26 protein-coding genes are annotated in these 25,547 nt (G+C 66.9%); 16 read left to right on the top strand and 10 right to left on the bottom strand.

Annotated elements, in window-relative coordinates; translation table 11 throughout:
- Positions 1–397: 397 nt before the first annotated feature.
- Positions 398–742, top strand: coding sequence for a LysR family transcriptional regulator (locus tag E3T49_RS11930; protein WP_134425125.1), 345 nt, complete (start codon positions 398–400; stop codon positions 740–742).
- Positions 743–762: 20 nt separating this feature from the next.
- Here E3T49_RS11930 and E3T49_RS11925 read toward each other — a convergent pair whose 3' ends face one another.
- The 4 genes from E3T49_RS11925 to E3T49_RS11910 form a co-directional block, all read right to left on the bottom strand.
- Positions 763–2,016 (bottom strand): FAD-binding domain-containing protein, encoded by a 1,254-nt coding sequence (locus tag E3T49_RS11925; RefSeq protein ID WP_198414251.1) that lies wholly within the window; start codon positions 2,014–2,016, stop codon positions 763–765.
- 118 nt (positions 2,017–2,134) lie between these two features.
- The gene (locus tag E3T49_RS11920) at positions 2,135–2,974 is read right to left on the bottom strand and encodes a bacteriorhodopsin (RefSeq protein WP_198414250.1); all 840 of its coding nucleotides are present in this window, start codon (positions 2,972–2,974) and stop codon (positions 2,135–2,137) included.
- Positions 2,975–3,188: 214 nt separating this feature from the next.
- Positions 3,189–3,923 carry a DUF2461 domain-containing protein gene (locus tag E3T49_RS11915; RefSeq protein WP_134425123.1) on the bottom strand — a complete coding sequence of 245 codons (735 nt, stop codon included), beginning with the start codon at positions 3,921–3,923 and terminating at the stop codon, positions 3,189–3,191.
- A 154-nt stretch (positions 3,924–4,077) separates the two neighbouring features.
- Positions 4,078–4,650 (bottom strand): HhH-GPD-type base excision DNA repair protein, encoded by a 573-nt coding sequence (locus E3T49_RS11910; RefSeq protein WP_134425122.1) that lies wholly within the window; start codon positions 4,648–4,650, stop codon positions 4,078–4,080.
- Between the two features lie 52 nt (positions 4,651–4,702).
- Between E3T49_RS11910 and E3T49_RS11905 the strand changes: the two genes are divergently transcribed.
- From E3T49_RS11905 to E3T49_RS11870, 8 genes are all read left to right on the top strand, one after another.
- Positions 4,703–5,218, top strand: coding sequence for a 2'-5' RNA ligase family protein (locus E3T49_RS11905; RefSeq protein WP_134425121.1), 516 nt, complete (start codon positions 4,703–4,705; stop codon positions 5,216–5,218).
- Positions 5,219–5,349: 131 nt separating this feature from the next.
- Positions 5,350–5,925, top strand: a complete 576-nt coding sequence (locus E3T49_RS11900; protein WP_134425133.1) for a GNAT family N-acetyltransferase — start codon at positions 5,350–5,352, stop codon at positions 5,923–5,925.
- A 59-nt stretch (positions 5,926–5,984) separates the two neighbouring features.
- Complete coding sequence (locus E3T49_RS11895; RefSeq protein ID WP_134425120.1) at positions 5,985–8,696, top strand: winged helix-turn-helix domain-containing protein; 2,712 nt, start codon at positions 5,985–5,987, stop codon at positions 8,694–8,696.
- 127 nt (positions 8,697–8,823) lie between these two features.
- Positions 8,824–9,516: a hypothetical protein gene (locus E3T49_RS11890; protein WP_134425119.1), complete on the top strand. Its 693-nt coding sequence runs from the start codon at positions 8,824–8,826 to the stop codon at positions 9,514–9,516.
- Positions 9,516–9,749, top strand: a complete 234-nt coding sequence (locus E3T49_RS11885; protein ID WP_134425118.1) for a hypothetical protein — start codon at positions 9,516–9,518, stop codon at positions 9,747–9,749. The genes E3T49_RS11890 and E3T49_RS11885 overlap by 1 nt, the downstream gene beginning before the upstream one ends.
- Positions 9,746–10,447 carry a DUF2306 domain-containing protein gene (locus E3T49_RS11880; protein ID WP_134425117.1) on the top strand — a complete coding sequence of 234 codons (702 nt, stop codon included), beginning with the start codon at positions 9,746–9,748 and terminating at the stop codon, positions 10,445–10,447. Before E3T49_RS11885 ends, E3T49_RS11880 begins: the two co-directional genes overlap by 4 nt.
- The gene (locus E3T49_RS11875) at positions 10,444–11,466 is read left to right on the top strand and encodes an NAD(P)-dependent alcohol dehydrogenase (protein WP_241972794.1); all 1,023 of its coding nucleotides are present in this window, start codon (positions 10,444–10,446) and stop codon (positions 11,464–11,466) included. The genes E3T49_RS11880 and E3T49_RS11875 overlap by 4 nt, the downstream gene beginning before the upstream one ends.
- 96 nt (positions 11,467–11,562) lie before the next feature.
- A complete protein-coding gene (locus tag E3T49_RS11870) occupies positions 11,563–11,835 on the top strand; it encodes a DUF2277 domain-containing protein (RefSeq protein WP_134425116.1) in 273 nt (90 codons plus the stop codon).
- Positions 11,836–11,901: 66 nt separating this feature from the next.
- On the opposite strand, the gene E3T49_RS11865 is transcribed toward E3T49_RS11870, so the two are convergent.
- Positions 11,902–12,705, bottom strand: coding sequence for a hypothetical protein (locus tag E3T49_RS11865; protein ID WP_134425115.1), 804 nt, complete (start codon positions 12,703–12,705; stop codon positions 11,902–11,904).
- 212 nt (positions 12,706–12,917) lie between these two features.
- Positions 12,918–13,718: a hypothetical protein gene (locus E3T49_RS11860; protein ID WP_134425114.1), complete on the bottom strand. Its 801-nt coding sequence runs from the start codon at positions 13,716–13,718 to the stop codon at positions 12,918–12,920.
- 459 nt (positions 13,719–14,177) lie between these two features.
- Here E3T49_RS11860 and E3T49_RS11855 point away from each other — a divergent pair, with 459 nt between their 5' ends.
- Positions 14,178–14,924, top strand: coding sequence for a hypothetical protein (locus E3T49_RS11855; RefSeq protein ID WP_134425113.1), 747 nt, complete (start codon positions 14,178–14,180; stop codon positions 14,922–14,924).
- A 460-nt stretch (positions 14,925–15,384) separates the two neighbouring features.
- Entirely contained in the window at positions 15,385–15,966 is a 582-nt protein-coding gene (locus E3T49_RS11850; protein WP_134425112.1) for a hypothetical protein, read from the top strand.
- A 139-nt stretch (positions 15,967–16,105) separates the two neighbouring features.
- On the opposite strand, the gene E3T49_RS11845 is transcribed toward E3T49_RS11850, so the two are convergent.
- Together E3T49_RS11845 and ychF are read right to left on the bottom strand one after the other, a co-directional pair.
- Positions 16,106–16,780 carry an SDR family NAD(P)-dependent oxidoreductase gene (locus E3T49_RS11845; RefSeq protein ID WP_134425111.1) on the bottom strand — a complete coding sequence of 225 codons (675 nt, stop codon included), beginning with the start codon at positions 16,778–16,780 and terminating at the stop codon, positions 16,106–16,108.
- Between the two features lie 215 nt (positions 16,781–16,995).
- Positions 16,996–18,069, bottom strand: coding sequence for a redox-regulated ATPase YchF (gene ychF / locus E3T49_RS11840; protein ID WP_134425110.1), 1,074 nt, complete (start codon positions 18,067–18,069; stop codon positions 16,996–16,998).
- Between the two features lie 83 nt (positions 18,070–18,152).
- On the opposite strand from ychF, the gene E3T49_RS11835 reads away from it, so the two are divergent.
- Positions 18,153–18,770, top strand: a complete 618-nt coding sequence (locus E3T49_RS11835; RefSeq protein WP_134425109.1) for an exonuclease domain-containing protein — start codon at positions 18,153–18,155, stop codon at positions 18,768–18,770.
- A 54-nt stretch (positions 18,771–18,824) separates the two neighbouring features.
- A complete protein-coding gene (locus tag E3T49_RS11830; RefSeq protein WP_134425108.1) occupies positions 18,825–20,183 on the top strand; it encodes a DNA recombination protein RmuC in 1,359 nt (452 codons plus the stop codon).
- A gap of 108 nt (positions 20,184–20,291) precedes the next feature.
- Here E3T49_RS11830 and glpX read toward each other — a convergent pair whose 3' ends face one another.
- Positions 20,292–21,248, bottom strand: coding sequence for a class II fructose-bisphosphatase (gene glpX / locus E3T49_RS11825; protein ID WP_241972800.1), 957 nt, complete (start codon positions 21,246–21,248; stop codon positions 20,292–20,294).
- 217 nt (positions 21,249–21,465) lie between these two features.
- Here glpX and fbaA point away from each other — a divergent pair, with 217 nt between their 5' ends.
- Positions 21,466–22,491 carry a class II fructose-bisphosphate aldolase gene (fbaA, locus tag E3T49_RS11820; protein ID WP_134425106.1) on the top strand — a complete coding sequence of 342 codons (1,026 nt, stop codon included), beginning with the start codon at positions 21,466–21,468 and terminating at the stop codon, positions 22,489–22,491.
- Between the two features lie 12 nt (positions 22,492–22,503).
- Positions 22,504–23,073, top strand: a complete 570-nt coding sequence (locus E3T49_RS11815) for a DUF6264 family protein (protein WP_134425105.1) — start codon at positions 22,504–22,506, stop codon at positions 23,071–23,073.
- A gap of 92 nt (positions 23,074–23,165) precedes the next feature.
- Here the strand turns inward: E3T49_RS11815 and E3T49_RS11810 are convergent, their stop codons facing one another.
- A complete protein-coding gene (locus tag E3T49_RS11810) occupies positions 23,166–24,206 on the bottom strand; it encodes a 4-hydroxy-3-methylbut-2-enyl diphosphate reductase (RefSeq protein WP_134425131.1) in 1,041 nt (346 codons plus the stop codon).
- An 89-nt stretch (positions 24,207–24,295) separates the two neighbouring features.
- On the opposite strand from E3T49_RS11810, the gene xseA reads away from it, so the two are divergent.
- Positions 24,296–25,543 (top strand): exodeoxyribonuclease VII large subunit, encoded by a 1,248-nt coding sequence (gene xseA / locus E3T49_RS11805; protein ID WP_134425104.1) that lies wholly within the window; start codon positions 24,296–24,298, stop codon positions 25,541–25,543.
- Positions 25,544–25,547: the final 4 nt, after the last annotated feature.

Below are 25,547 nucleotides of genomic sequence, written 5' to 3'. Positions count from 1 at the left end.
CGGCCGGAGTCCCGGCAACGGGAGGAGCGGGCGGGCCCGCCGGCGGCACGGGCGGAACCGCAGCATCCGCGGGCGGCGCGGGCGGACCGGCCGGCGGTTCAGGCGGTGCAGGCGGACCCGCAGCATCCGCTGGCGGCGTCACAGCGGGCTGCAGGTTCGTCGCTTCCAGATCGTTGTTCGTCGCGTCAAGGCCGGAATCCGGCTCTCCGCCCAATTTTGAATTATCCATAAATCCCCCAGTATCAGCACTTACTCTATCAGCTGGGAAATACCTGAGAACCTGGTCACGCCGGGGGGACGCCGTCGTCGCCGGGGGCATCCGTCACGACTCCCCGGACTCGGCGCGTACCCTATGAGTCTGCCTGCGAATCGTGCGGGTCAGAAGAAAGGCGTTTCCGTGGACATCACCCTCCTCCGGCACTTCATCGCCGTCGCCGAGGAGTTGCATTTCCCACGCGCCGCGATGAACCTCAATATCTCCACCCCGAAGCTGCGCTCCTCGATTGCGAAACTCGAGGCGAACCTCGGCGTCGTGCTCATCGACCGCACCACGGAGACCACCCGGCTCACCACCGCGGGCAACCTGTTTCTGACGGATGCCCGCGCCGAGCTGGCTGCCTCGAACGAACCCTGGAAGCCGCCGCTGCCCGCGGGCGGCAAAGCCAAGGCGGCGAAGGGCAAGGGCCGCGCGCCCGAGGTCAAAGGCCAGCCGCGGCCCGGCAAGCGCCGCCAGGGGCGCTAGCCGGAGCTCCCCGTCGACCGCTAGAGACCGTCCAGTCGCGCCATGTCCTCCGACTCGTCGGCAGCGCGCACTCCGGCCGAGGCCCGGCGCCAGGCAGAGAAGCTGGCTACCGAGCCGCTGTGCGGCTCCACCAGCCACGGCCACGGATGCAGCTCCGCCGCACCCTCCGCGTACCGAGCGAAACTGGGTACCGGTGCAGACGTGACGGCTGCGTCAAGGCCCGGAACGATCACTCGGGGGTCGCCCAGGTGCACGACCACCTCGCGGCGGCGGGCCAGATCCTGAAGGGTCTCCACCGTGAAGATCAGCCTCTTGCTCGACAACCGCAACCGCTCCAGGGCCGGCTCGTCGAAGACGAAGACGACCGGAAGCGCGGGATGCGCGATGAGGGCCGGATCGGCGTCGCCCAGGGAGTCCACCGTCAGGAGCACCGACCGAGCAGCCCGATGCCGGACGACGTCGGCGGGCCCCCTCGTGATGGACAGCTGAGGGTCGCGGGTGAGGTTCGCCGGCGCATCCGTCACCGGCGGAACGGCGGCCGAGGCCGGAAATTCCTGGATCGGGCAGGCCCGGGCGAGCGGGCAGTCACGGCAGAGTTGCGGCGCCCGTTTCTCAACCTGCCAGCGGGCGAAGCCGTAGGGTGAACCGGTGCCGGCCCCCACCGTCCACTGCCAGCCCAGCAGGTTGGCGGCGCGGGAGCCGTCGAGCAGGTGCCGGTAGAACTCCTCCTGACCGGCGTGCCACCCGGCGCCGGACCGGACCGTGTACTGGGAGGCCAGCCACATCCGGGTCTGGTTGACGAGCCAGCCGTCGGTTTCCAGCTCCGACACCACCGACTCGATGCAGCGCATGCGCTGCGGCCAGGCCTCGGGTTCGAATTCTCCGGCCCAGGGTGCCGCGAAGCGCAGGTTTCGGTGCAGGGCCCCGCCCACCCGCGCGTAGAGATGGCGCGCGTATTCCTGCCAGAGCAACTCATCCCGGAATTTTCGGGTGTCCCGGGCCGGTCCGCCCCCGACGTGCTCCCACACCCGGCCAAGCGGCAACAGCGAGTGCCGAATATACGGCGAGAGCCGGGATGCCCCGCGAGCGCTCTCCGGGAGTACCTGGCTGCGCCTGGCCGCATAGCCCGCGACCGAGAAGCCGGCCAGTGCACGGTCGGCACTGGTCTGGCCGCCGCGGATGCCGGGACTCGGCCGCACCTCGTCGTCGACCAGATGGGGCAGGTGGCGGGCCACAACGGCATCCGCAGGTCCGTCATTCAGGGCGATGAGCACACCTGATTTTAGACTCCGACCCGGGCGAACTGGATGCAGAAACGGGCCTGGGCCGGTCGCGATCATTCGATCACGACCGGCCCAGGCCCGTTGGCTGCGCGCCGGAGGCCGGGTGGGCCTACTTGCCGCGTGCGTTCGTGCCGGCTGCCATCTCGTCGGCTTCATCGACCGACAGTTCGAGGCGTGCGAAAGACGGGTCGTCCGCGAACGACTTCATCCGAGCGATCTTGTAGATGATCAGGCCGTAGAGGGCCTTGGCCAGGATGTCGGCGATCGAGTAGCCGATCTGCTTGCCGACCCAGGCATCCGAACCGTCGATGCCGAGCATCGGCAGCAGGTAGGCGATCGGGTAGACACCCCAGGTCAGCAGCAGCAGCAGGCGCAGCTGGCTGATCGTGCGGCGCACACTTGCCGGCTGACGGTCGAGGGACTTGGTCAGTTCGACGAACAGGACGTAGAGGATGTACGCGAACGGAATGGTCGAGAGCAGACCGAAGATTCCGCGTACCGCGTTGTCGCCGCTGAGCTCGCCGGGGTACCCGAGGATGATCATCAGGGCCGAGGCCGGGATGAGGCGGTAGAGGAGGCTGGTCTGCACCTTGCGGGCCAGGGCGAGAACCGCGATCAGTTCGAGCAGGAGCAGAGGAACGGTGAGGAGCCAGTCAACGTAGCGGTAGCCCTCGTTGAAGGATGCCCCGGCGACCTGCACATAGTCGCCCGCACCGCCGATGGCCTCGGTGACGAACGCTGCTTTGAAGGAGTCGAAGATGCGGAAGTAGTGGTACGCGGCAATCGCACACACGATGGCCGCGACGGTCATCGCCTGACGGTAGCGCGGGAGAATCCGCTTGAGGGAGACGATGATGAAGATCGCCGTGAACAGCTGTGAGGCGATGACGAGCGAAAACATGTTGTAGACGGTGTCGTATTGAATCTGGGTGAGGGAATCGGGAATCACTTTTTGTCCTCCGGATGAGCGAGAAAGAACTGAGATTTCGCTGTGCAGACGTGCTTTGCTGTGTTGCTTGATTACTAATCAGCCTAAATGCTGAACTGATTGCTTACTAGGAATTTAGTACTAATTTCCTGAGTCTAAGCAGGGAGTATCCAGACAGATTTAGTGAGGAATGTACACCCGATCAGGGAGTCCCGAATGGGGACGACAACGTCACTCACACGGCCGTGGAATCACCCTGTTCGCGGCGGCCGGTTGCGGCCTCCCGCTGCAGTGGCGTCACCGAGGAAAGCGGCACGTTCAGCAGATCGACCAGCGGAGCGAGCGCCCGGAACCGCTTCAGCACCAGGTCGGTGAAGTCCTCGCCGAGCGCCGCGGCGCCGGGCAGGAAGCCGGTCATCGCCCAGCTGCGGTTCTGCAGCAGATCGACGGCCGGGTGGTCGGCCGGGAAACCCTTCGGTGCACGCACGAGCGGGTTGCCCGCCAGCGGATCGGCCAGTCCGGTGCGCGACACGTCGGCCAGCACGCCTCGCATCGCCCTGTGGTGCTCGAGCAGATACTCGCGAATGGCGCGCAGCTGCTGCGGTCCCGGACCCCAGGACCCTCCCGCGACCATCACGCTCTGCACACCCACCTGCACGAAGAAGCCCGCTCCCCCGGTCTTCTCCAGACCCTGCCGCGGCCAGAAGGCCGCCAGATGGGTCTTGTAGGGGGTTTTGTCGTGGGAGAAGCGCACGTCGCGGTAGATGCGCATCATGGCCTTGTTCGGCGGCCGGAGATGCTGGGGTGCGAACTCGCCCAGGCCGGCGTTGATCGACTCGATGACGGCCAGCATCCGTGCCTTCAGCTCGATCTCGTAGACGGGCTTGTGCTCTTCGAACCACTCGCGGTTGTTGCGGTGTTCCAGCTCTTCGAGAAAGTCAAAGGTCTGCTCGCTGAAATGGGGGCCCACTGCACACTCCTCGATCTGGCCGGTAACGGTCTAACCGCGGGTACCGCCCTGCTTCACCACCCTACGCAGGAACAGCAGCGGCAGTGTGACGGTCGCCACGGCCGTGACCAGCCAGACCACGAGGGTGGCCAGAGGATCAGGAACCGCACCATGCCTACTCCGTCTTCTTGGCCGCTGCCTTCGCCGCCCGCTTGGTTTCCCGCACCCGGCTCAGAGATTCCGGGTCGACGATGTCGGCGACCGACCGGAACGAGCCGTCCTCGCCGTAGGGGGCGGATGCCTCCCGCCAGCCCGGCGCCGTGAGACCCTGCCGCTTGCCGAGCAGGGCCAGGAAGATCTTCGCCTTCTGCTCGCCGAACCCCGGGAGCGCCTTCAGGCGCCGCAGGATCTCGGCGCCGTCCGGGGAGCCGGTGGTCCACAGGGCGGAGGCGTCGCCGTTCCAGTCGGCGGCGATCACCCCGGCGAGGGTCTGCGTGCGCGCGGCCATCGAGCCGGGGTAGCGGTGCACGGCCGGCGTGGCCCGGAAGACCTCGACGAAGGCGTCGGCGTCGAAACCGGCGATGGTCGACGGGTCGAGCGTGCCGATCCGGTCGCGGATCTTGGCCGGCCCGGCGAACGCGGTCTCCATCGCGATCTGCTGGTCCAGCAGCATCCCGAGGAGGAGGGCGAACGGGTCGTCGCTGAGCAGGGCGTCGGCGGCGGAATCGCCGGTGAGGTGCAGCATCATCCGCCCATTGTGCCACCGGCCGGGCGCTGCCGGTGGCGCCTAGACTCGGCCCATGTCCCGCCTCGTCGTCGTCCTCCCGCTCACGCCGCTCCGCACCGGCGACAGCTTCCCGGTGTCGGACTGGCCGCTGCACATCACCGTGCTGCCTCCCTTTCATACGGATGCCGCGGCATCCGTCATCGCGCACGTCATCTCGGGTGTCGTCGCCGCGACCATCGCCGGCGCGCCGGGCGGCGGGACCGCACTGACTCCCGTCGCGGGCGCCGACGCGCTGTTCGGCCGGCGGGAGGACGTGCCGGTGACGCTCATCGAGGACGACCCGCAGCTCACGGGGTTGCACCGCGCCCTCGTCGACGCTGTGCGGCCGTTCGCCTCCACCCCGGATGAACCCGCGTTCACGGGTCCCGGCTTCCGGGCCCACATCACGATCAAGAACGGCGCCCGAGTGCACGAGGGCCAGCGGCTCGCCCTCAGCCAGATCGCCCTCGTGGACATGGCGCCCCGATCCGCGGCGAGCGGGCGCACGGTGCTCGCCACGTTCCCTCTGGCCGCGCCGGGCCCGGCCTGACCTCGACCGGAAATGTCGGCCTCGGCGCCACCCTCCTGCCGAAGGATCCGGCCCGGGCTGCCCTTCCGGACGAGCACGCACGGTGGCACCATTGGCCCCGCGAAGTGAGGGCTGAGAGGATGGCGACGACGATGACGATCGAGGTGACGCCGGCCCACGACTTCGCGGACATGGCGACGATGTTCGAGCCGAAGAACCCCGAGTCGTCTGTCTGCTGGTGTCTCTCCTGGCGGCTGGGCTCCGCAGAGAACCGCGAGCTCCGGGGCGCCGCTCGAGCCGACAAGGTACGGGAATTGTGCTCGCGGGAACTCGCTCCCGGCGTGCTCGCGCACAGCGACGGGGAGGTCGCCGGGTGGGCCGGGATCGCCCCGCGCGCCGAGCTGCACCCCTTCGCTCACTCGCGCAAGATCCCGCACCTCGACGAGCTGCCCGTCTGGTCGCTCTGGTGCCTCCGGGTGCGTCCCGGGTACCGCAAGCAGGGCGTCACGCGCGCACTCATCGACGGGGCCGTGGCGTACGCGCGGGCATCCGGCGCCCCCGTCGTGGAGAGCTACCCGGTCGACAACGCGGGACAGCGGGTGGACCTCACGATGGCCTACGTCGGCACGCGCAGCATGTTCGAGCGGGCCGGCTTCACGAAGGCCGCCGACACGAGCGCCGTCGCGGGCGGCTTTGCGCGCATCCTGATGCGACGGATGCTGCGCTGACCCCGAACTCGCATGGCCGGTGGGCTGGAGCTCACCTGCCCTGTCCCTAGGATGAGGTCATGGCGATGCCGGTCCTGGCCACAAAGCTCTTCATCCCGAGGCTTCGGTCCGGTGCAGTGCCTCGCCCGCGCCTGGTCGAGCGTCTGCAGGAGGGACTCCGCGCCGGCCGGAAGCTGCTGCTGATTTCCGCGCCCGCCGGTTTCGGCAAGACCACGCTGCTCACCGAGTGGATAGCCGATGCCCAGCGGCGGGATCCTCTGCTGCGGGTCGGCTGGCTGTCTCTCGACGAGAGCGACAACGATCCCTCGCGGTTCCTCACCTACCTGACGAACGCGCTGCAACGGGCAGATCCCGCGATCGGCGCAGGTGCAGCAGTCCTGACCCTCCCGGTCACGTCGTTCGAGCCGGCCCTGACCGGGCTGATCAATGACGTCGCCCAGCGTCCGCAGACGATCATCCTGGTGCTCGATGACCTGCAGGTGATTGAGGCACCGGAGGTCCGTGACGCTCTGGTCTTCCTCCTCGAGCATCTTCCGCAGAATCTGCACGTGGCCGTGGCGAGCCGCTCCGATCCGCTTCTGCCCGTGGCGCGATTGCGCGCCGGGGATGAGCTCACCGAGTTGCGGGCAGCCGATCTGCGCTTCACTGCGGACGAGGCCGCCGCCTTCCTGACCGAGATGGTGGACCTGCAGCTCTCGGCCGACGACATCGCCGCCCTCGAATCGCGCACGGAGGGCTGGATCGCCGGGCTCCAACTGGCGGCCCTCTCGATGCGTGAACGCTCGGATGTCTCCGGCTTCATCCACGGGTTCACCGGGAGCAACCGGTTCGTGATCGACTATCTCGCCGAAGAGGTGCTGCAGCGTCAGCCCGAGCAGGTGCGGGCATTCCTGCTGCGCACCTCCATCCTGGACCGGCTCACCGGCCCCCTCTGCGACGCCGTCACCGGGGAGGCCGGGAGCAGCGAGATGCTGGCATCCCTCGAGCGGGAGAATCTCTTCGTCATTGCCCTCGACGACCGGCGTCATTGGTACCGGTATCACCACCTCTTCGCGGATGTCCTGCGGGCGCGGTTGCGTGCCGACAAGCCGGATCGGGTGGCTGAGCTCCATCGACTCGCCAGCGCCTGGCACGAGCAGAATGACCTCCCGGAGGAAGCGATCACTCACGCCCTGGCGGCCGGGGACAGTGAACGTGCGGCGACGGTGATCGAGGCGACCGTGCCCTCCGTGCGGCAGAGCAGGCAGGATGCGACGCTGCTCGGCTGGCTGAAGTTGCTCCCGGACGACGTCATCCGCCGCAGGCCGGTGCTCGGCGTCTACTGCGCGTGGTCCGCATTCGTCTCCGGTGACGTGGAGGCTGTCGAACCCCGCCTGAGCGACGCCGAACGGGCCCTGGCGGCCAGGAACGATGACGGCGAACCGACGCACCGCTCCGCCGCCGGCGCGGAGCTTCGGAAGCTTCCCGTGACGATCGCCGTCTATCGGGCAGCCCTGGCGCAGGCGCAGGGGAATGTGAGCGGGATGAAGGAGCACGCTGGGCGCGCCCTGGATCTCACCCTTCCAGACGATCATCTCGGGCGCGGTGCGGCAGCCGGCCTCCTCGGACTCGCTTCCTGGGCCGACGGCGATCTCGACGCCGCCCTGCGGGCCTTCGCCGAGGTCAGGACCAGCCTGCGACTGGCCGGCAACCTGGCCGATATGCTCGCCACCACCCTCGTGCTGGCAGACCTCCTGACGCCGATGGGACGACTCCGCGAAGCCGAGAGCGCCTTCGCACAGGGCCTGCAGCTCGCATCGGAACAGGGAGAGCCGCCGCCGCAATCGACGGCCGACCTGCACACCGGCATCAGCGAACTCCTGCGCGAACGCGACGAACTGCCCGCCGCCAGAGCGCACCTGCAGGTGAGCGAGGAACTCGGGGAACGAGCCTCCCTGCCCGAGAACCGCTACCGGTGGTTCGTCGCGATGGCGCGCGTCCGGGAAGCCGAAGGACATCAGCACGCCGCTCTCGATCTACTCGCGACGGCCGAACGGCTGTACCGACGCGGGTTCTTCCCGGAGGCCCGTCCGATCGCCGCGATGCGAGCTCGGCTCTGGATCACTCAGGGACGACTGACGGATGCCCGCGCCTGGGCCGACGAGCACGGCCTGTCTGCGGAGGACGAGCTGACCTACCTGAGTGAGTTCGGGCACATCACCGTGGCGAGGCTGCTCATCGCGCAGCACCGGGCCGATCCGCACGAGGGAACGATCGGGTCGGCCATCCGTTTGCTTGACCGGCTCCTGGCCGCCGCCGAAGCAGGCCGCCGCACCGGAGTCGTCCTCGAGATCCTCCTGCTGCAGGCACTGGCGGAGGAGGCGCAGGGTCGCATCCCGGCCGCCCTGCCTTCGCTTCACCGAGCGCTCACCCTCGCCGAGCCGGAGGGCTACCTCCGACTCTTCGCCGACGAAGGCGAGCCCATGTCGGCGTTGCTCCGTGCGGCCGCCGAGACGGGAACCCGCCCCGAGTACGTGCGACGGATCGGCCGGGCCCTGCGCACCTCCGGTGCCGGCACAACCGGCCCGCCGACCCTGCCTGAGCCATTGAGCGAGCGCGAACTGCACGTACTCCGGCTCCTGGCGACCGAACTCACCGGTCCCCAGATCGCGCGGGAACTGTACGTTTCGCTCAACACCCTGCGCACCCACAGCAGGCACATATTCGGCAAACTCGACGTCAACAGCCGTTCGGCTGCCGTCAGCCGTGCCACCCAGCTGGGCCTGATCTAGCCCGGCGGCCGGCATAAATCACCACCTCGGTCACCACAGGGGGTGATGCCCCGTCACCACGTGTCTTCGTAGATTCGGGTCGTTCTCAGGTATCCCCCTGGGGCCACTCAGAGCATCGGAGCACCTCATGAACATCACGCCTGCCACACTCACCCGAGGGGCCGCGGTTGCCACCGCCCTGTCCGGGCTGATCTACATCATCATCCAGTTCTTCCACCCCGCCGACGAGGCTGCCTCCCTCACCACCCAGACCTGGGTGACGGTGCACAGTCTCAGCTTCGGCATGGCCGTCCTCGGCCTGGTCGGCGTCACGGGCCTCTACCTTCGCCAGGTGCGCCAGTTCGGGCTGCTCGGCCTGGTCGGCTACGCGATGTTCGGACTCTTCTTCATCCTGCAATCGGCCTTCGTCTTCGCGGAGGCTTTCATCGCGCCGCTGGTCGCGGCAGACGCACCGCAATTCGCCGAGGACTTCGTCGGCCTCTTCGGCCGAAACCCGGCCGAGACCGACCTCGGCCTTCTCGCCGCACTTCCCCTGATCGGCGCCGTGGTCTACACGGTCGGCGCCATCCTGTTCGGCGTCGCCGTCCTCCGGGCCCGCGTCCTCTCCCGTGGGGCCGGTATCCTCTTGATCGCCGCTGCGGCGGTGACGCCCCTCGCGGGCGCGCTGCTTCCGCATCCGCTCGAAAGGATGGCCGCGATCCCGATGGGCCTGGCCCTGATCTGGCTCGGCTACTCACTGTGGTCGGACCAGCGCACCAGCGCAGCGCAGAGCATCCGCACCGCGCACGGATCAGCTCTCGACCACACGACGGTGTTCTGATGAACCGGGAGAACGGTGACCTCGCCCGCTATGAGATTCGGCTCCGGGGACAGCTCGAGGAGAGCTGGAGCGACTGGTTCGAAGGCTTCACCCTGACCGGGACAGTCGATGGAACCACCGTGCTCACGGGCCCGGTCATCGACCAGGCCGCGCTGCACGGGCTGCTCCGGCGCGTCAGCGACCTGGGTGTGACGCTGATCTCCGTCAAGGCCCTCGGAAGCAGGCACCCATGACCGCGGGCATCGTGACTGCCGCGACACCCCGGCGCGATCATCGGTCCGGCCCTCGGAGGCACTGGCTGGCACCGACCGGGTTGATCCTCCTCAACCTCATCCCCGTGCTCGCCGGGGCGGCGCGGCTCACCGAGCTGACGGGCGGGGCCGTCGCCACACCGCAGAACGCCCGGTTTCTCGACTCCCCCGTGCCCCTCGTGACGCACATCCTCAGCGTGACCGTGTTCACCCTGCTGGGCGCGTTCCAATTCGTGCCGACACTGCGTCGCCACCGGGCCGGCTGGCATCGCATCACCGGACGCATCCTCATCCCGGCGGGCCTGCTCGCCGCGCTCTCCGGCATGTGGATGGCCGCTTTCTACCCGCATCCAGCCGGGGATGGAGCCCTCCTGGTGGTGTTGCGGCTGCTCTTCGGGGCAGCCATGGTGGCGAGCATCGGCCTCGGTGTTCGCAGCATCGTGCGGCGAGACTTCATCCGCCACGGCGCCTGGATGACCCGCGCCTACGCCATCGGAGTGGGAGCCGGCACCCAGGCCGTCGTTCTCATCCCACAATCGATCATCTTCGGTTCAACCGACGAACTATCTCGCGCCGGGTTCATGGGTGCCGGCTGGGTGATCAACCTGGCGGTAGCGGAGTACATTATCCGCCGGCGCCCCAGACCTGTCCTCACCCCATCACTCAAGGAGTCGCCATGAAGTCACAACCAGACACTCGCACCCACGGCCAGGATGTGCGGATGCGTGCCGCCGTCTATCGCCGGTTCGGCCCTCCGGAGGTGGTGCAGATCGAAGAGGTTCCCAAACCCCAGCCGCGGCCGGGCGAGGTGCTCGTCAAGGTCTACGCGAGCACGGTGAGCGCCGCTGACTACCGGTCTCGCTCGCGCAACGTCCCGAAAGGGCTGGGACTGCCCACTGCGCTCGCGCTCGGAGTGTTCCGCCCCCGCCGGCGGGTCCTGGGCATGGATGTCGCCGGTGTCGTCGAGGCCGTGGGCTCGGGCGTCACGTCGTTCGGGCCCGGAGACGAGGTGATCGCCATGCTCGGCAGCCGGTTCGGCGGGCACGCGGAATACGTCTGCATCCCGCAGGATGGCGTGATCACGGCGAAGCCACGGAACATGACCTTCACGGATGCCGTCACCCTCGTCTTCGGCGGAACCACCGCCCAAGCATTTTTCAGCCGCGCCGCGATCACACCGGGCAGCACCGTTCTCGTGAACGGCGCATCCGGTGCGGTAGGCACGGCGGCAGTGCAGCTCGCCAGGCAGTTGGGCGCCCGGGTCACCGGTGTGTGCAGCGGCGCCAACCGCGAACTGGTCACCGCGCTCGGCGCCGACCGGGTGATCGACTACACGACGACGGATTTCCTGTTCGAGGGGCAAACCTACAACGTCATCATGGATTGCGTCGGGAACGCCCCCTTCGAACGCGCCGCGGCGCGCATCACTCCCGGCGGCGCCCTGTTGCTCGTCATCTCCGATCTGAGAGGTCTGCTGCTGGCCGCCTGGCACACCAGGACGAGCGGGAAGCTGGTCGCCGCGGGCAACATCGCCAACACGGCGGAATCGCTGGCTGTGCTGGTCGGCCTCGCGGAATCGGGTCGTTTCCAGGCCGTCATCGACCGTACCTACGACCTTGCCGACGTTGCCGCTGCGCACCGCTACGTCGACGACGGGCACAAGAGAGGCAATGTTGTGCTGCGGATCGCAACCGGTTGACCGCCGGGCACAACCGGTGCGGCAGGTGCCCGGGGCGGCGCGGCCACCGCCGCACTGCGGGGTGACGACGCCGGGACAGGTGGTTATTCTGGGGGCATGTGCCGGAATATCCACACTCTGCATAACTTTGAGCCCGCCGCCACCGACGACGAGGTGACCGCCGCCGCCCTGCAGTTCGTGCGCAAGATCAGCGGCTTCACGAAGCCGTCGAACGCCAACGCCCCGGCGTTCAACCGGGCTGTCGAGGAGATCGCCCACATCTCGCGGCACCTGTTGGAGGACCTGGTGACCACGGCTCCGCCCAAGAACCGGGAAGTCGAGGCGGAGAAGGCGAAAGCCCGCTCAGCGAAACGGTTCACCGCGGCATAGGGCTGCGGATGTCCGGATCAGCAGCCGCCTCCGGTTCCAAGCCTCGGACTGAATCCGGGCGCTCAGTCAACCTCTGAGGTCATCCCACTCCTGAAGTACAGACATGAGCGCATCCTGGAACCTATCCGACGTGTGATCCAAGGACCACACACCGGCTTCAACAAGCGACCCGGGGAGCCCGGACTTTTTTGACACCACTGCACCCAGTAGAACCTCCTTGCGGCGTCGATACACGGCGGGCCACGGCGAGCCTGGCTCGTTGAAGTACGGAATGTCGTCATAGTTCCTGCCAACGCAATCCGACAGCAGACGCGTCGACAGATTGACGAACGAGCCGTTGAGGAGAGCATCGACAATCGCGTGCCGGTCCGAAAGATCGACGTCGTCGTCCGGGTCATCGTCGAAGGCAAGAATCGATAGGTGCAGGGCCTCACTGTAGAGCCAGGCTCCTTCGTCCATCAGATTGCTCAACGCAACACGCGCGCGGCTGCTGTCCGCCCCGACCGACGGCATGGTTATGGCGTAGATGCGTAGCAACTCCACCTGGACCAGCAGGCGCGACAGAGCGCTGAGGACTGTGGTCCGGCGCTCACCGATCAGGCTCACATCGCCCTCGGGGAAGGACAGCAGCTCAGACATTCGCGGGCTGGTGAGATCCTGAATGGTCCGAGATTCCAGAACAGTTGCTCTGGCATGCTCGACAAGGCCCTGCATACGGCCACTCAGGTAATTCTCTTTTTCCATCTTGGCTTGGCTGTCCGCGATCTGTCCCGACTGCCGTAAGGCTTTGGCCGCGATCAAGATCCCGATAACAATCGCGACAAACGATAGGATCGAGGACGCCCAGCCGTCCCATGCACCCAGTTCCATGAATACCTTTCGTCTTGGTTTTGGCCGATTGGGCCATCAAACCGTGTCGCCGGGTACCACGAACCGCTTCCCCCCGATCAGTGTAGGGGCGTGCACGGGTTCGGGCAGCCAACGGGCTAGACGTCGAAGCGGAACTTCACCACGGTCCACAGGCGTACAACGTCTCAGCAGCTGGACACTCTCAGCGTGCGACTGTGCCGGGGCGCGGCCGTTTAGTCGGATGTCGTCGAGACTGGCAACGCGAGTCCGAGGAACGGCTCGATTGCGCGGGCGTACTCCTCAGACTCCCCTGAACGCACCACAGTCGCACCGTACGAGACGCGGATGTTGTCGAGTCGACCGTCAGCGTTCTCCGCCCAGGTCGCTGCCGCACCGGTGGGGTCCAGCGCCGCATCCTGGATAGAGACATCGACCCATTGGACGCCGTCGTACACCCTGGCGTTCCAGAGCCAACACTCACCGCCCTCGCGGTTGCAATAACGGTCGCGGTATTCCTTCTGCCAGTTCGGGTCGGCGTTCATTGCCTTGGAGTCCTGCTCCAGCACGAGCAGCCCGAGCCCGGCGGCACGAGTGACCTCACTAGCGGCATCGAGCACCGCCTGCCACTTCGCCGGGCGCGGAACGCCATCCGTGGCCGATTCGCAACAGTTGACGGAGATGAGCATGGACTCTCCCCCATAACCATTGCCGAGCTGCGGGAACCAGCGCTCATCACTGAACCACTCGTCCTCGGGCTCTGTAGACGTCATCTCCAGGCCTGAGGCGTCGGCAATCGCGGCCTGCAGATTGCCGATCAGCGCACGCGCCTCGGGCTCGAGCGCTGTCTGGTCTGGTCGGCCCAACAGAGCCTCCCCGTTCTGCCCCGCGTGAGCCGGGTAATCGGCCCAGTCGACCGTGATCTCATCGCCCTGCGAATCTGTGTACGTCGTTGTCGGCGACGGTTCGACACCGAAGGCAGAGCAGCCAGTCAGGGACACGGCTGCCAGCAGAATCAGGCCAACGTGTCGTTTCATGCCCTGAGACTACTGCTCAGGGTTGCCCACAGCTCAAGTATGCGAACACGACACGGCCCTGCCTGCCGAAGCTGACGGGGCCGTTCTCAACACACGGTTTATTTGGATATCGACGCGGAACCAAACCGTGTTCCGTCATTCCATCGCCGAACTGGGGCGTCTGAGGTCTTCGCTCTGAACGACCAGCGCCGGTGAGAGCTGGCCGCAGCGCTGCATGACGTCAATCTGGGCAATTGTTGCCGGAACGGACAATTGTGGCCGTTGCGCCGGTCACGATTGTCCGAAGCGGGAACAGTTGCGGCCCGGACCGCGGGCCACACGTGAACCGGAAATTCACCGCATTCCGCCACCAAGTACGTGACCGTGGAACGGCAACACCAGCCATTCATCCATTAGATCTCAGCGTCTGTGTGAAGATATGTTCGAGGGCGCTCATACGTCCGATGACCCGGGGGAACAATGATCGATAACGGCGTGTCACGTGTGGGCAAGGTTCTCTCAGGAGCGGTCCTCGTCGTTGGCGCGGTGTTCCTCACCGCCTGTTCCGGACCAGCAGCTCCTATCCCACGCACCCCCAGCCCGACGGCAACGCCCGAAACGGCAACGGCAACGGCAACCGAGTCGGCGCCGCCGGCTGCAGCCCGGGTGACTGACCTCGTGCTCAGCTCGACGTCGATCGAATTCCGAGATGCATCCGGGACCGCCCAATCCACGTTCGACTATTTCCAGCCGCCGGACGAACTGGTTTCCGCGCTAACGCTGGCACTGGGAAGCGCGCCGACCGAAAGCACGTGGGGCGAGGACGACAATCACCCGGGAGTTACCTACGCGTGGGACGATTTCGCCATCCACGACTTCGATCGAGTGGTGAACGGGGAGACATTGAACTGCCCAAGTTCCTCTTTCGGAGTGGAAACCGAGGCCCTGAACGGTGTTCGCATCCGCACAGTGGATGGAATCGCCGTCGGCGACAACGCCGCCGAAATTGCGGCACGTTATCCCGACACCTCGTGGAGAAGCGCTCCGCTGGGCGACCCCAAGGGCGAACCCGTCGAACTCCACATCGGCGTCGGTCACGTTTCGCTTCCACCGTGCGAGGCCGCGAGAGGAAATTCGGACCGCACGTATTCGGTCCGACTTGATGCCCCTGATCCGCTCGGGCCGATCACGAGATTCTGGGGGCCTTCGGCGGACTGGGGCGACTGAAGCCTCACCAACCACTGAAAAGGTGACGCTGACCTTCCCCCGGTGCCCGTTCAATGCGACGCGGCATCCGCAACGAGCGCGCATCGACTTCGACGGTTCCGGTCAAGTTCGGCTGTTGCGCCTGTCGAAGTCGACCGGTTTTCGTCACCGAAAGACCTGACAACCGCCGAGGGTCGCTTCAGTCCGGGATGTTGCCGTGCCTCTGATTACCAACCGTGCAAAGATGTTTCCAAGTGCAGCCACCTGCTTGATGACTTCTGGGGGAAGTATGACCGTTCGCGGCGTGGAGGGTGGGTGCGGCACAGCGGTCGCAGCACTTGTTGTGGTTGCCAGCGTCCTGATTCTGACCGGCTGTTCCGGTCAAGCCGGTCCCGTCCGCGGCACCCCGGGTCCGTCTGCAACGCCGACGGTGGCTCCATCTGCCCCGACTGCATCGGAGCCTCTCCCGGTCACAGCCGCAGTGACGGACCTCTACATCAGTGCAACCTCCATCGACGTGCGAGACGGCTCCGGGGAGACTTTGGCCACGTTCGACTACTTCCAGCCTGCCAGCGAGGTGGTCGCCGGACTGTCCGCAGCCTTCGGAAGCCCGCCCATCACCGAAGACTATTTGAGCGAAAACACCGAGCAGCATCCCGGCACTAGGTATTCGTGGGGTAATACCTACGCCAAGGATTCTGGTTCTGGCCTGAACCCCTACACGCCGGGTGATTTCGTCTTCGTCGACGAGGACCCGGTCGGGGTGCCACCTTATCTTCCCAACACCCGTGTCCTAGTTGCCTCCGACGCCGTGAACGGTGTTCATATCAGCACCATCGACGGGATTGCGGTCGGAGACAACGCCGCAGAGCTCGCGGCACGTCATCCCGACACCGCTTACCGGAGTCCTCACGACGGCGCGCTCGACCTAACTGTGGGTCCCGTGCCGCTCCCACCCGCCGACTGGAACGCCGACCCTGTGTTTTCCGTCCAGGTCCGCGCTCCCGACCCACTCGGGCCGATCACAGTGTTTGTTGCTCCATCGCCGAACTGGGGCGTGTGACGCCCTCACCCCTGGGCAGGAACGCTGCTCCACGTCAAAGCGGAAATCCACCGAGTGGCATCGCAGAGCAACCATTCACAGCCACGTTTAGCGCCCTTCTGGCTATCTCCGCATCGTCGCTGCCGGCAGCGCAGTGCCCTTACTCCCTGCCGTCCTCAAGCGGGATGAGCATCGTTCGAAATGGACCAGCAACGGCGTGGAGGTCCCAAATGCGATCGGCGACGCCGTCGATGCCATCGTCAAGCTGAAGCTGAGGAATGCCTCCCGGGATCACGAGTTGGCTGACACGGACTCCCTCACCCTCGAGCGCGTCGTGGAGCATCTCGCCGTATGCGCTCTCGGCCGGGAAGGCGACCGATGTGCCGGCGAAGTCGGCGCGGGCCTTCACTGAGGTTCCGCCGTTGATCATGATGATGCTGCCGCTACCTGACTGCCGCATCGCCGGGAGCACCGCACGCACTGCGTGAATGAGCCCGAGAGCCGAGAACTGCAATGCCTCCAAAGCCAGCTCCGGAGTCATGTCGAGCACCGGCTTCAGGTAGTCACGCGACGGAAGCGGGCTGTACTGCAACGTAGTGATGGGTCCGAGCTCTGCCGCAGCACGCGCAAGGGAATCTTCAAGCGCCGCCGGCACTCGGACATCCGCGGCGTAACCACACGCGGTGAAATCGGCAGCAGTGAGCTCCGCAGCCATGGAGTCGAGCTTCGACTGGTTTCTCGAGATCAGGGCGATTGAGAAGCCCTCGCGCCCGAACCTTCGCGCAACTGCTGCTCCGAGTCCTGGTCCAGCTCCGATGATGGCGATGACAGGCACGGTGGTTTCCTCCGAGTGATGATCTTGTGGTGCCGAGAGTGAAGTCTGATGGGTCGACAGCTCTGAGGATCACGCACCAGCCCGACCCCGGATATTGCCGGGGCAGGGTGATGACATGGTCGGGTACAGGGCAATTGTTGCCGAAACGGACAACTGTTGCCGGTGCGCCGGCAACAGTTGTCCGAAACGGGAACAGTTGCGGCCGGCACTGCGGGCTACACGTTGAAGCGGAACTCCACCACGTCGCCATCCTGCATGATGTATTCCTTGCCCTCGATGCGGGCCTTGCCCTTGGAACGGGCCTCCGCCACGGAGCCGGCCTCCATCAGGTCTTCGAAGGAGAAGATCTCCGCCTTGATGAAGCCCTTCTGGAAGTCGGTGTGGATCACGCCGGCGGCCTGCGGGGCGGTCCACCCCTTGTGGATGGTCCAGGCGCGCGTTTCCTTCGGGCCGGCCGTCAGGTAGGTCTGCAGGCCGAGGGTGTCGAAGCCGATGCGGGCGAGCTGGTCGAGGCCACTCTCGGCCTGGCCGGTCGAGGCCAGCATCTCGGCGGCATCCTCGGCGTCGAGCTCGCTGAGCTCGGATTCGAGCTTCGCGTCGAGGAACACGGCGTTGGCCGGCGCGACGAGGGCGGCGAGGGTGTCGAGCTTGGCCTGGTCCTGCAGCACGGCCTCGTCCACGTTGAAAACATAGATGAAGGGCTTCGCGGTGAGCAGCCCGAGTTCCTGGATCGGCTCGATGTCGAGCGCGGCCGACGAGAGCGGCTGGCCGGCGTCGAGGATCGCCTGCGCCTTGAGCGCGGTCTCGAGCACGATGGGGGGAAGTTTGCGCCCCTTGACCTCTTTCTCGAACCGCAACACGGCCTTTTCGAGGGTCTGCAGGTCGGCGAGGATGAGCTCCGTGTTGATGGTCTCCATGTCGCCGGCCGGGTTCACGGCACCGTCGACGTGCACCACGTCGGGGTCGGCGAAGCCTCGGATGACCTGTGCGATGGCATCCGCTTCACGGATGTTGGCGAGGAACTTGTTGCCGAGGCCCTCCCCCTCGCTGGCGCCGCGCACGATTCCGGCGATGTCGACGAACGAGACCGGCGCCGGCAGCAGGGCCTTGCTGCCGTAGATGGTGGCCAACGCAGCGAGCCGGAAATCAGGCAGGTTGACGATGCCGACGTTCGGCTCGATGGTGGCGAACGGGTAGTTCGCCGCGAGCACGTTGTTCTTGGTCAACGCGTTGAAGAGGGTGGACTTGCCGACATTGGGCAGTCCGACGATTGCAATAGTAAGAGCCACGGGAGTCAATCGTACCGTCTGCGGCCCGCGGCCCGGTCGGCCCGCGGAGGCGCAGTGTCGGCGGCCCGTGAAAGGATGAAGCGGTGCCAGTCAACTTCACCGCCATCGACTTCGAGACCGCCAATTCCTCCAGCGCATCGGCGTGCTCGGTGGGGCTGGTGAAGGTGCGCGACGGCCAGGTGGTCGACCGGGTCGCCTGGTTCATCAAGCCCGCCGTCGGGCACGACATGTTTCTGGCCTGGAACATCAAGATCCACGGCATCCGGCCGACGGATGTCGCGGGTGCGGCCACCTGGGCCGAGCAGCTTCCCGACCTGGTCGCCTTCGCCGGCGACGACCATCTGGTGGCCCACAACGCCGGCTTCGACCTGGGTGTGATCAAGACATCCTCCACCGTCGCCGGCCTGGAGGTGCCCGACTTCAACTACGTCTGCAGCCTGCAGGTGGCCCGCCGCACCTACCACCTCGACTCCTACCGACTGCCGGTTGCCGCGATGGCCGCGGGATTCGAGGGCTTCGCCCACCACGATGCCCTGGCCGACGCGGAGGCCTGTGCGGCCATCATGATCCACGCTGCCGACCGGCACGGGGCCGGCACCCTCGAGGAGCTGGCGCAGATCACCGGCGTGAAGGTCGGCGCGATCGGGCCGGTCGCCACGAAGGAGAAGTCCGCCACGCACGGCCCGATGGCCCTGAGCTAGGCGTCAACTCACCTCCGGCGCGGGAGTGTCGGTGGCCACTGGCAGAGTGGATCCATGGATTCCTGGTTCAGTCTCTTTGTCGGTCTTGTCGTCGGCGCCCTGCTGGGCACCCTGCTCACGGTGGTGTTCACGGCGCGCGCCGCGGATCGCCGCACCGCGGGCCGGTCAGGCAGCAACGACCCACTCGTGACCGAGGCCAACCACCAGGTGGCGCTGGCCGAGGTGCGCGCCCGGGAGGCGGGCATCCAATCCATCCTGCGCGAGGAGCTGGCCTCGGTGCAGGCAACGGCCGATGCCCTGCGCGGGCAGGTCGTCGACGCGGGGCGTCAGTACCGCGAACTGAGCGACCGCCAGCGCGATGACCAAGAGGCGCGCACCGAACAGCAGAAGCAGGAGAGCAGGGTCCTGCAGGCGCTCGCACCGGTCAAGGAGAGCCTGCAGGACATGCAGGCGAAGGTTGCTGAGCTGGAGGCCCAGCGCAGCCTGCAACACGGCGAGCTCAGCCAGCAGCTGCGGTCGGCGACCGAGTCTGAGGAGCGCCTGCGGAGCACCGCCGAGTCGCTCGCGTCTGCGCTGCGCGCCAACAACACGCGCGGGGTCTGGGGCGAAACCCAGCTGCGCAGCGTGGTCGAGGCCGCCGGTCTGATCGAGCGGGTCGACTTCGACGTGCAGTCGAGCATCACCTCCGATGCCGGCGCCGGCCGCCCGGACATGGTCGTGCATCTGCCCGGAGGCAAGAACATCGCCGTTGACGCGAAGGTGCCCTTCACGGCGTTCCTCGAAGCCAGTCAGATCCCGGTCACCGCCACCGGCGCCCTGGGCGCCCAGCGGACCGCCTACATGAAAGCACACGTCAAGGCCGTGCGCGACCACATCACCGCGCTCGGCAGCAAGGCCTACTGGCAGGGCCTGGAGGCGTCCCCCGAGATCGTGATCGCCTTCATCCCCAGCGAGTCCCTGGTCTCCTCGGCGCTGGAAGCCGACCCGTCGATCATGGAGTTCGCGTTCTCGAAGCGGGTGGCCCTCGCCTCCCCGGTGACCCTGTGGTCGGTGCTCAAGACGGTGGCCTTCACCTGGCAGCAAGACGTGCTCACGCATGACGCCAAGGTCTTGTTCGACCTGAGCCGGGAACTCTACGGGCGCCTGTCCACGACGGCCACGCACATCGAGAAGCTGGGCCGGTCGATCGAGCGCACGGTGAAGGACTACAACGGCTTCGTCGGCTCGATGGAACGCCAGGTCCTGCCCACCGCGCGCAAGCTCAACGCCCTCGACGAGTCGAAGGTGCTGGCGCCGCTGGTGGGGATCGAAGACACCCCGCGCGAACTGGCCGCCTGGGAGTTCGTGTCGGAACTGGAGTCCGCGGCGCTGGAAACTGCGGCGCTGGAGCCGGCCGTACCCCACACCGACTGACGCCGAGAATCGCCGTTAACGCTGAAAATCGCCGTCGGAACGGCGATTCTCAGCGTTTCGGGCGACACTCGGTGGATCAGAGCGCCGATCGGACCCTGGGCCGGAGGGCTAGAGCCACTTGGAGGCGAGGTGCTCGCCGATCACGCGGCGCGAGGTGCCGGACTTCGAGCGCAGAACGATGCTCTCGGTGCGGATGATCGGGCCCTGGCGGCGCACGCCGTCGACAAGTCCGCCATCCGTGACGCCCGTGGCGACGAAGAAGGTGTTGTCGCCGCTGACCATGTCGTCGAGCTCGAGCAGCTTGTCGACGTCGAGGCCGGCCGCGACGGCACTCGCGCGCTCGGCGTCGTCCTTCGGGGCGAGGCGACCCTGCATGTAGCCGCCGATTGCCTTGAGCGCGCAGGCCGTGGTGATGCCCTCGGGGCTGCCACCGATGCCGACGCACATGTCGATACGGGTCTGCCAGCGGGCCGCGTTGATGCCGCCGGCGACGTCGCCGTCGCTCATCAGCCGGGTGCCGGCTCCGGCGCTGCGGATTTCATCGATCAGTCCGGCGTGACGGGGGCGGTCGAGAACGGCGAGGACCATCTCGCCGACCGGCTTGCCGGTGGCCTTGGACAACTCGCGGATGTTGTCGCCGATCGAAGCGTCCAGGCTGACCACTCCGCGGCCGGCCCCTCCGGTGACGATCTTGTCCATGTAGAACACGGAGGACGCGTCGAGCATGGTGCCGCGGGAGGAGACCGCGATCACGGAGAGGGCGTTCTGGCGTCCGGCGGCGGTGAGACTGGTGCCGTCGATCGGGTCGACCGCGATGTCGCAGGCCGGACCCTTGCCATTGCCGACGCGCTCACCGTTGAAGAGCATGGGGGCTTCGTCTTTCTCACCCTCGCCGATGACGATGAGTCCGTCGAAGTTGACGGTGCCGAGGAAGACGCGCATGGCGTCGACGGCTGCCTTGTCTGCGGCGTTCTTGTCGCCGCGGCCGATGAACGGGACTGCGCGAATCGCTGCGGCCTCGGTGGCCCGCACCAGCTCCATCGCAAGGTTGCGGTCGGGGTGCATGAAATTGGGGGCGATTTCGGGGCTGTTCACAGATGGTCCTTCCCGGACGAAGAGTGCGGCAGTGGCAAGGCCCATCTTTGGGCCGGCACCTGTTTCGGTGCTGCCTTCTTCAGCCTAGCGCCCGCTCCCCATCGGACCGGTGCACGCGCTGGCACGTGCGGAGACCCACCTCGGTAGGATGAGAGGACCGAAACGGTCCAACCGAGGAGACTCAACTATGCCCATCGCAACCCCAGACCAGTATGCCGAGATGCTCAACAAGGCCAAGACGAAGGGGTTCGCCTACCCGGCGTTCAACGTTTCGTCTTCGCAGAGCATTAATGCCGTCCTTCAGGGCCTGACCGAAGCCGGCTCAGACGGCATCATCCAGGTCACCACCGGTGGCGCAGATTACTTCGCCGGCCACACAGTCAAGAACCGCGCATCCGGTGCGCTCGCGATGGCACGCTTCGTGCAGTCCGTCGCCGACAATTACCCCGTTACCGTTGCCCTGCACACGGACCACTGCCCCAAGGGCGCGCTCGAGGACTTCGTCCTCCCGCTCATCACCGCCTCCGAAGAAGAGGTCAAGGCCGGCCGCAACCCGATCTTCCAGTCGCACATGTGGGACGGCTCCGCCATCGCCCTCGGCGAGAACCTGGAAATCGCCAAGGACATCCTGAAGCGCACCCAGGCGATCAACGCCATCCTCGAGGTCGAGATCGGCGCCGTCGGCGGCGAAGAAGACGGCGTCGAGGGCGACATCAACGAGAACCTGTATACGACTCTCGACGATGCGCTGTCCATGATCGACTCCCTCGGCATGGGCGAGAACGGCCGCTACATGGCTGCCCTCACCTTCGGCAACGTGCACGGCGTCTACAAGCCCGGCAACGTGAAGCTGCGCCCGGAACTCCTCAAGGAGATCCAGGATGGCGTCGCCGCCAAGCTGGGCACCGGCCCGAAGCCCCTCGACCTGGTCTTCCACGGCGGATCGGGTTCCACCGACGCCGAGATCGCCGAGGCCGTCGCGAACGGCGTCGTGAAGATGAACATCGACACCGACACCCAGTACGCCTTCACGCGCGCAGTCGCCGGCTACATGCTGAGCAACTACGACAGCGTCCTCAAGGTTGACGGCGAAGTCGGCAACAAGAAGGTCTACGACCCCCGCGCCTGGGGCAAGGTTGCCGAGACGGCTATGGCCGCTCGCGTCGCCGACGCCACCCGCCAGCTCGGCTCCGCCGGCCAGTCGAACAGCTAGCACCGGATGACGATGGCCGAGAATTCTTCGTCGACTCCTCCGGGAACCCCTCCGGAGGATTCCCGGCCGCGTCCCCAGTACGGCGAGCTTGCGCCGGAGGGTTGGAGCTGGACTCCGACCCCCGATGAGCGCACCCTCGCCACACCGGATGCACCCGTGTCATCCGCGGCACCCGTCGCGGCTCCGCACCCGCGCGGCACCGCGCCGCGGTGGGACCGTCCGGTCACGCTGAGTCTGCTCGTCCTCGGGCTGCTGTCCACGCTCTTCGCGGTCAGCATGCTCGCCATGATCACCGATTCGATCCAGTTGATCTACACCCAGCTGGACCTCGGCGGGTACGAGCCGGATCCGTCCGTGCCCGGGCTGGTCACGGCGGGGATCGTCAGCGTGTGCCTGGTCTGGCTGGCCACGGCGGCAGGCGCAATCCTGCTGCTGGCACGCGGCAGGCGCGCGTTCTACGTGCCGCTGATCGGCGCGGTCCTGTTCGTGGTCGTGTTCATCGCTTTCAGCAGCGCGGTGCTCGCGACCGACCCGACGCTGCTCAATGACCCGAACCTGATGGACGTCTACGGCTCGCTGTAGACCCGCACGGTCCCGCCGGACCGCACACACGAAGCCCCCGGCGATCAGACGTGATCTGATCGCCGGGGGCTTCGTGGTGTCTGCGGCGCCGATTACTCCGGGCGGCTGACCCGGCCGCCGAGAGCCCGGGCATCGGTATTGCCGGCCAGGTCCTTGCGGAGCTCCTTCGGCAGCGAGAACAGCAGGTCCTCCTCCGCCGTCTTGATCTCCTCGACGTCGCCGTAGCCGGCCTCGGCCAGATCGGCGAGAACCTCGTGCACGAGCTCGTCAGGCACGGATGCCCCGCTCGTCACACCCACGGTGGCCACCCCGTCGAGCCACTCCTGCTTGATCTCGCTGGCGAAGTCCACCCGGTAGGCAGCCTGGGCGCCGTACTCCAGCGCCACCTCGACCAGACGCACCGAGTTGGACGAGTTCGCCGAGCCGACCACGATCACGAGGTCGGAATCGCGGGCCACCTTCTTGATCGCCACCTGGCGGTTCTGGGTGGCGTAGCAGATGTCGTCGCTGGGGGGATCCTGCAGGTTCGGGAAACGGGCGCGCAGGCGGCGCACGGTTTCCATGGTCTCGTCCACGCTCAGCGTGGTCTGGGACAGCCAGACGACCTTGTCGGGGTCGCTCACCTCGATGGTGTCCGCGTCGTCGGGGCTGCCGACGAGCGTGGTGTGCTCGGGCGCTTCCCCCGCGGTGCCCTCGACCTCTTCGTGGCCCTCGTGGCCGATCAGCAGGATCTGGAAATCGTCCCGGGCGAAGCGCACGGCTTCCCGGTGCACCTTGGTGACCAGCGGGCAGGTGGCGTCGATGGCCAGCAGGCCCCGGTCCGCCGCGGCGGTGACGACGGCCGGCGACACGCCGTGGGCGCTGAAGACGATGTGGGAACCGGTGGGCACCTCGTCGACTTCCTCGACGAAGATCGCACCCTTCTTCTCCAGTTCGGAGACGACATGGATGTTGTGCACGATCTGCTTGCGCACATAGACGGGGGCGCCGTAGAGCTCGAGCGCCTTCTCGACGGCGATCACGGCCCGGTCCACGCCGGCGCAGTAGCCGCGCGGGGCGGCCAACAGCACCCGTTTGTGTCCGACCACCGGGGTATCCTTGAGCCTGTTGCGTGCCCGGGGAATCCGTGGCATGCCAAGGCCGATCACAGGCGAATCCGTACTGATAGTCACCAACCCAGTCTATGGGGGCAGGGCTGTGCAGTCCGTGGGAGGAACGATTGATGACGGACGCAGCATCCACCCTCGAGACCCCGTGGCCGGTCGGGCTGCTGGCCAACAAGATCCGGGGCTACATCGACCGCCTCGGCACGGCCTGGGTCGAGGGCGAGATCACCCAGTGGGGTGCCAGCGGCGGCAACGTCTACGGCAAACTGAAAGACCTCACCGAAGACGCCACCGTCAGCTTCACGATCTGGTCCTCGGTGCGCACGAAACTGACCAGCGAGTTCAAGCAGGGTGACCGGGTCATCGCCCTGGTCAAACCCAACTACTGGGTCAAGGGCGGCACGCTCACCATGCAGGTGTTCGAGATGCGGCACGTGGGTCTCGGCGACATGCTGGAACGCCTGGAGCGGCTGCGCAAGCAACTGGCCGGAGAGGGACTCTTCGACGCCTCGCGGAAGAAGCCGCTTCCCTTTCTTCCGCACTGCATCGGACTGGTCACGGGCAAGGACTCCGACGCCGAGAAAGACGTCATCCGCAACGCCCAGTTGCGCTGGCCTGCCGTCAACTTCCACCTCGCGTACGCGGCCGTGCAGGGTGAGCGCATGGTGGCCGAGGTGACCGCGGCCATCCAGCGTCTGGACGCCGACCCGGAGGTGGACGTGATCATCGTCGCCCGCGGCGGCGGCGACTTCCAGAACCTGCTCGGCTTCAGCGACGAGAGGCTCGTCCGCGCGGCGGCGGCCTGCACGACCCCGCTGGTCAGCGCCATCGGCCACGAGGCCGACCGGCCCCTCCTCGACGACGTCGCCGACCTGCGCGCGTCGACGCCGACGGATGCCGCCAAACGCGTCGTCCCGGACGTCTCCGACGAACTCAACCGGGTGCAGCAGGCCCGCGCGCGTCTCAGCAACCGGCTGACCGGCATCCTCGCCCACGAGGTCGACCGGATCGGTCAGCTGCGCTCGCGCCCGGTGCTCTCCACCCCCCAGTGGATCATCGATTCCCGGTCCGAGGACCTCACCCGGTACGTCGCCCGCGGCGCCGAGCTGGTCGACCGGGCGGTCGAGCGTGCGGGGGCGGTGATCGTCGACCTGCGCTCCCAGCTGCGCGCCCTCTCCCCGCAGGGCACCCTCGACCGCGGCTACGCCATCGTGCAGCTGAACGACGGACAGGTCGTGCGCAGTCCCGGCCAGGCTCCCGCCGGGACCTCGCTCCGGATCACCCTCGCCGAGGGCGCCGTGACGGCCACCACGCACACGATGGCCAGCGCACCGGCAGCCTCCGATCCGACACCGGCGAACTAGATAA

Source organism: Cryobacterium cryoconiti (assembly GCF_004403065.1).
GTDB classification, from domain to species: domain Bacteria; phylum Actinomycetota; class Actinomycetes; order Actinomycetales; family Microbacteriaceae; genus Cryobacterium; species Cryobacterium cryoconiti.
Note: the sequence above shows the minus strand (reverse complement) of the source record. Positions and strands in the feature narration are given on the sequence as shown.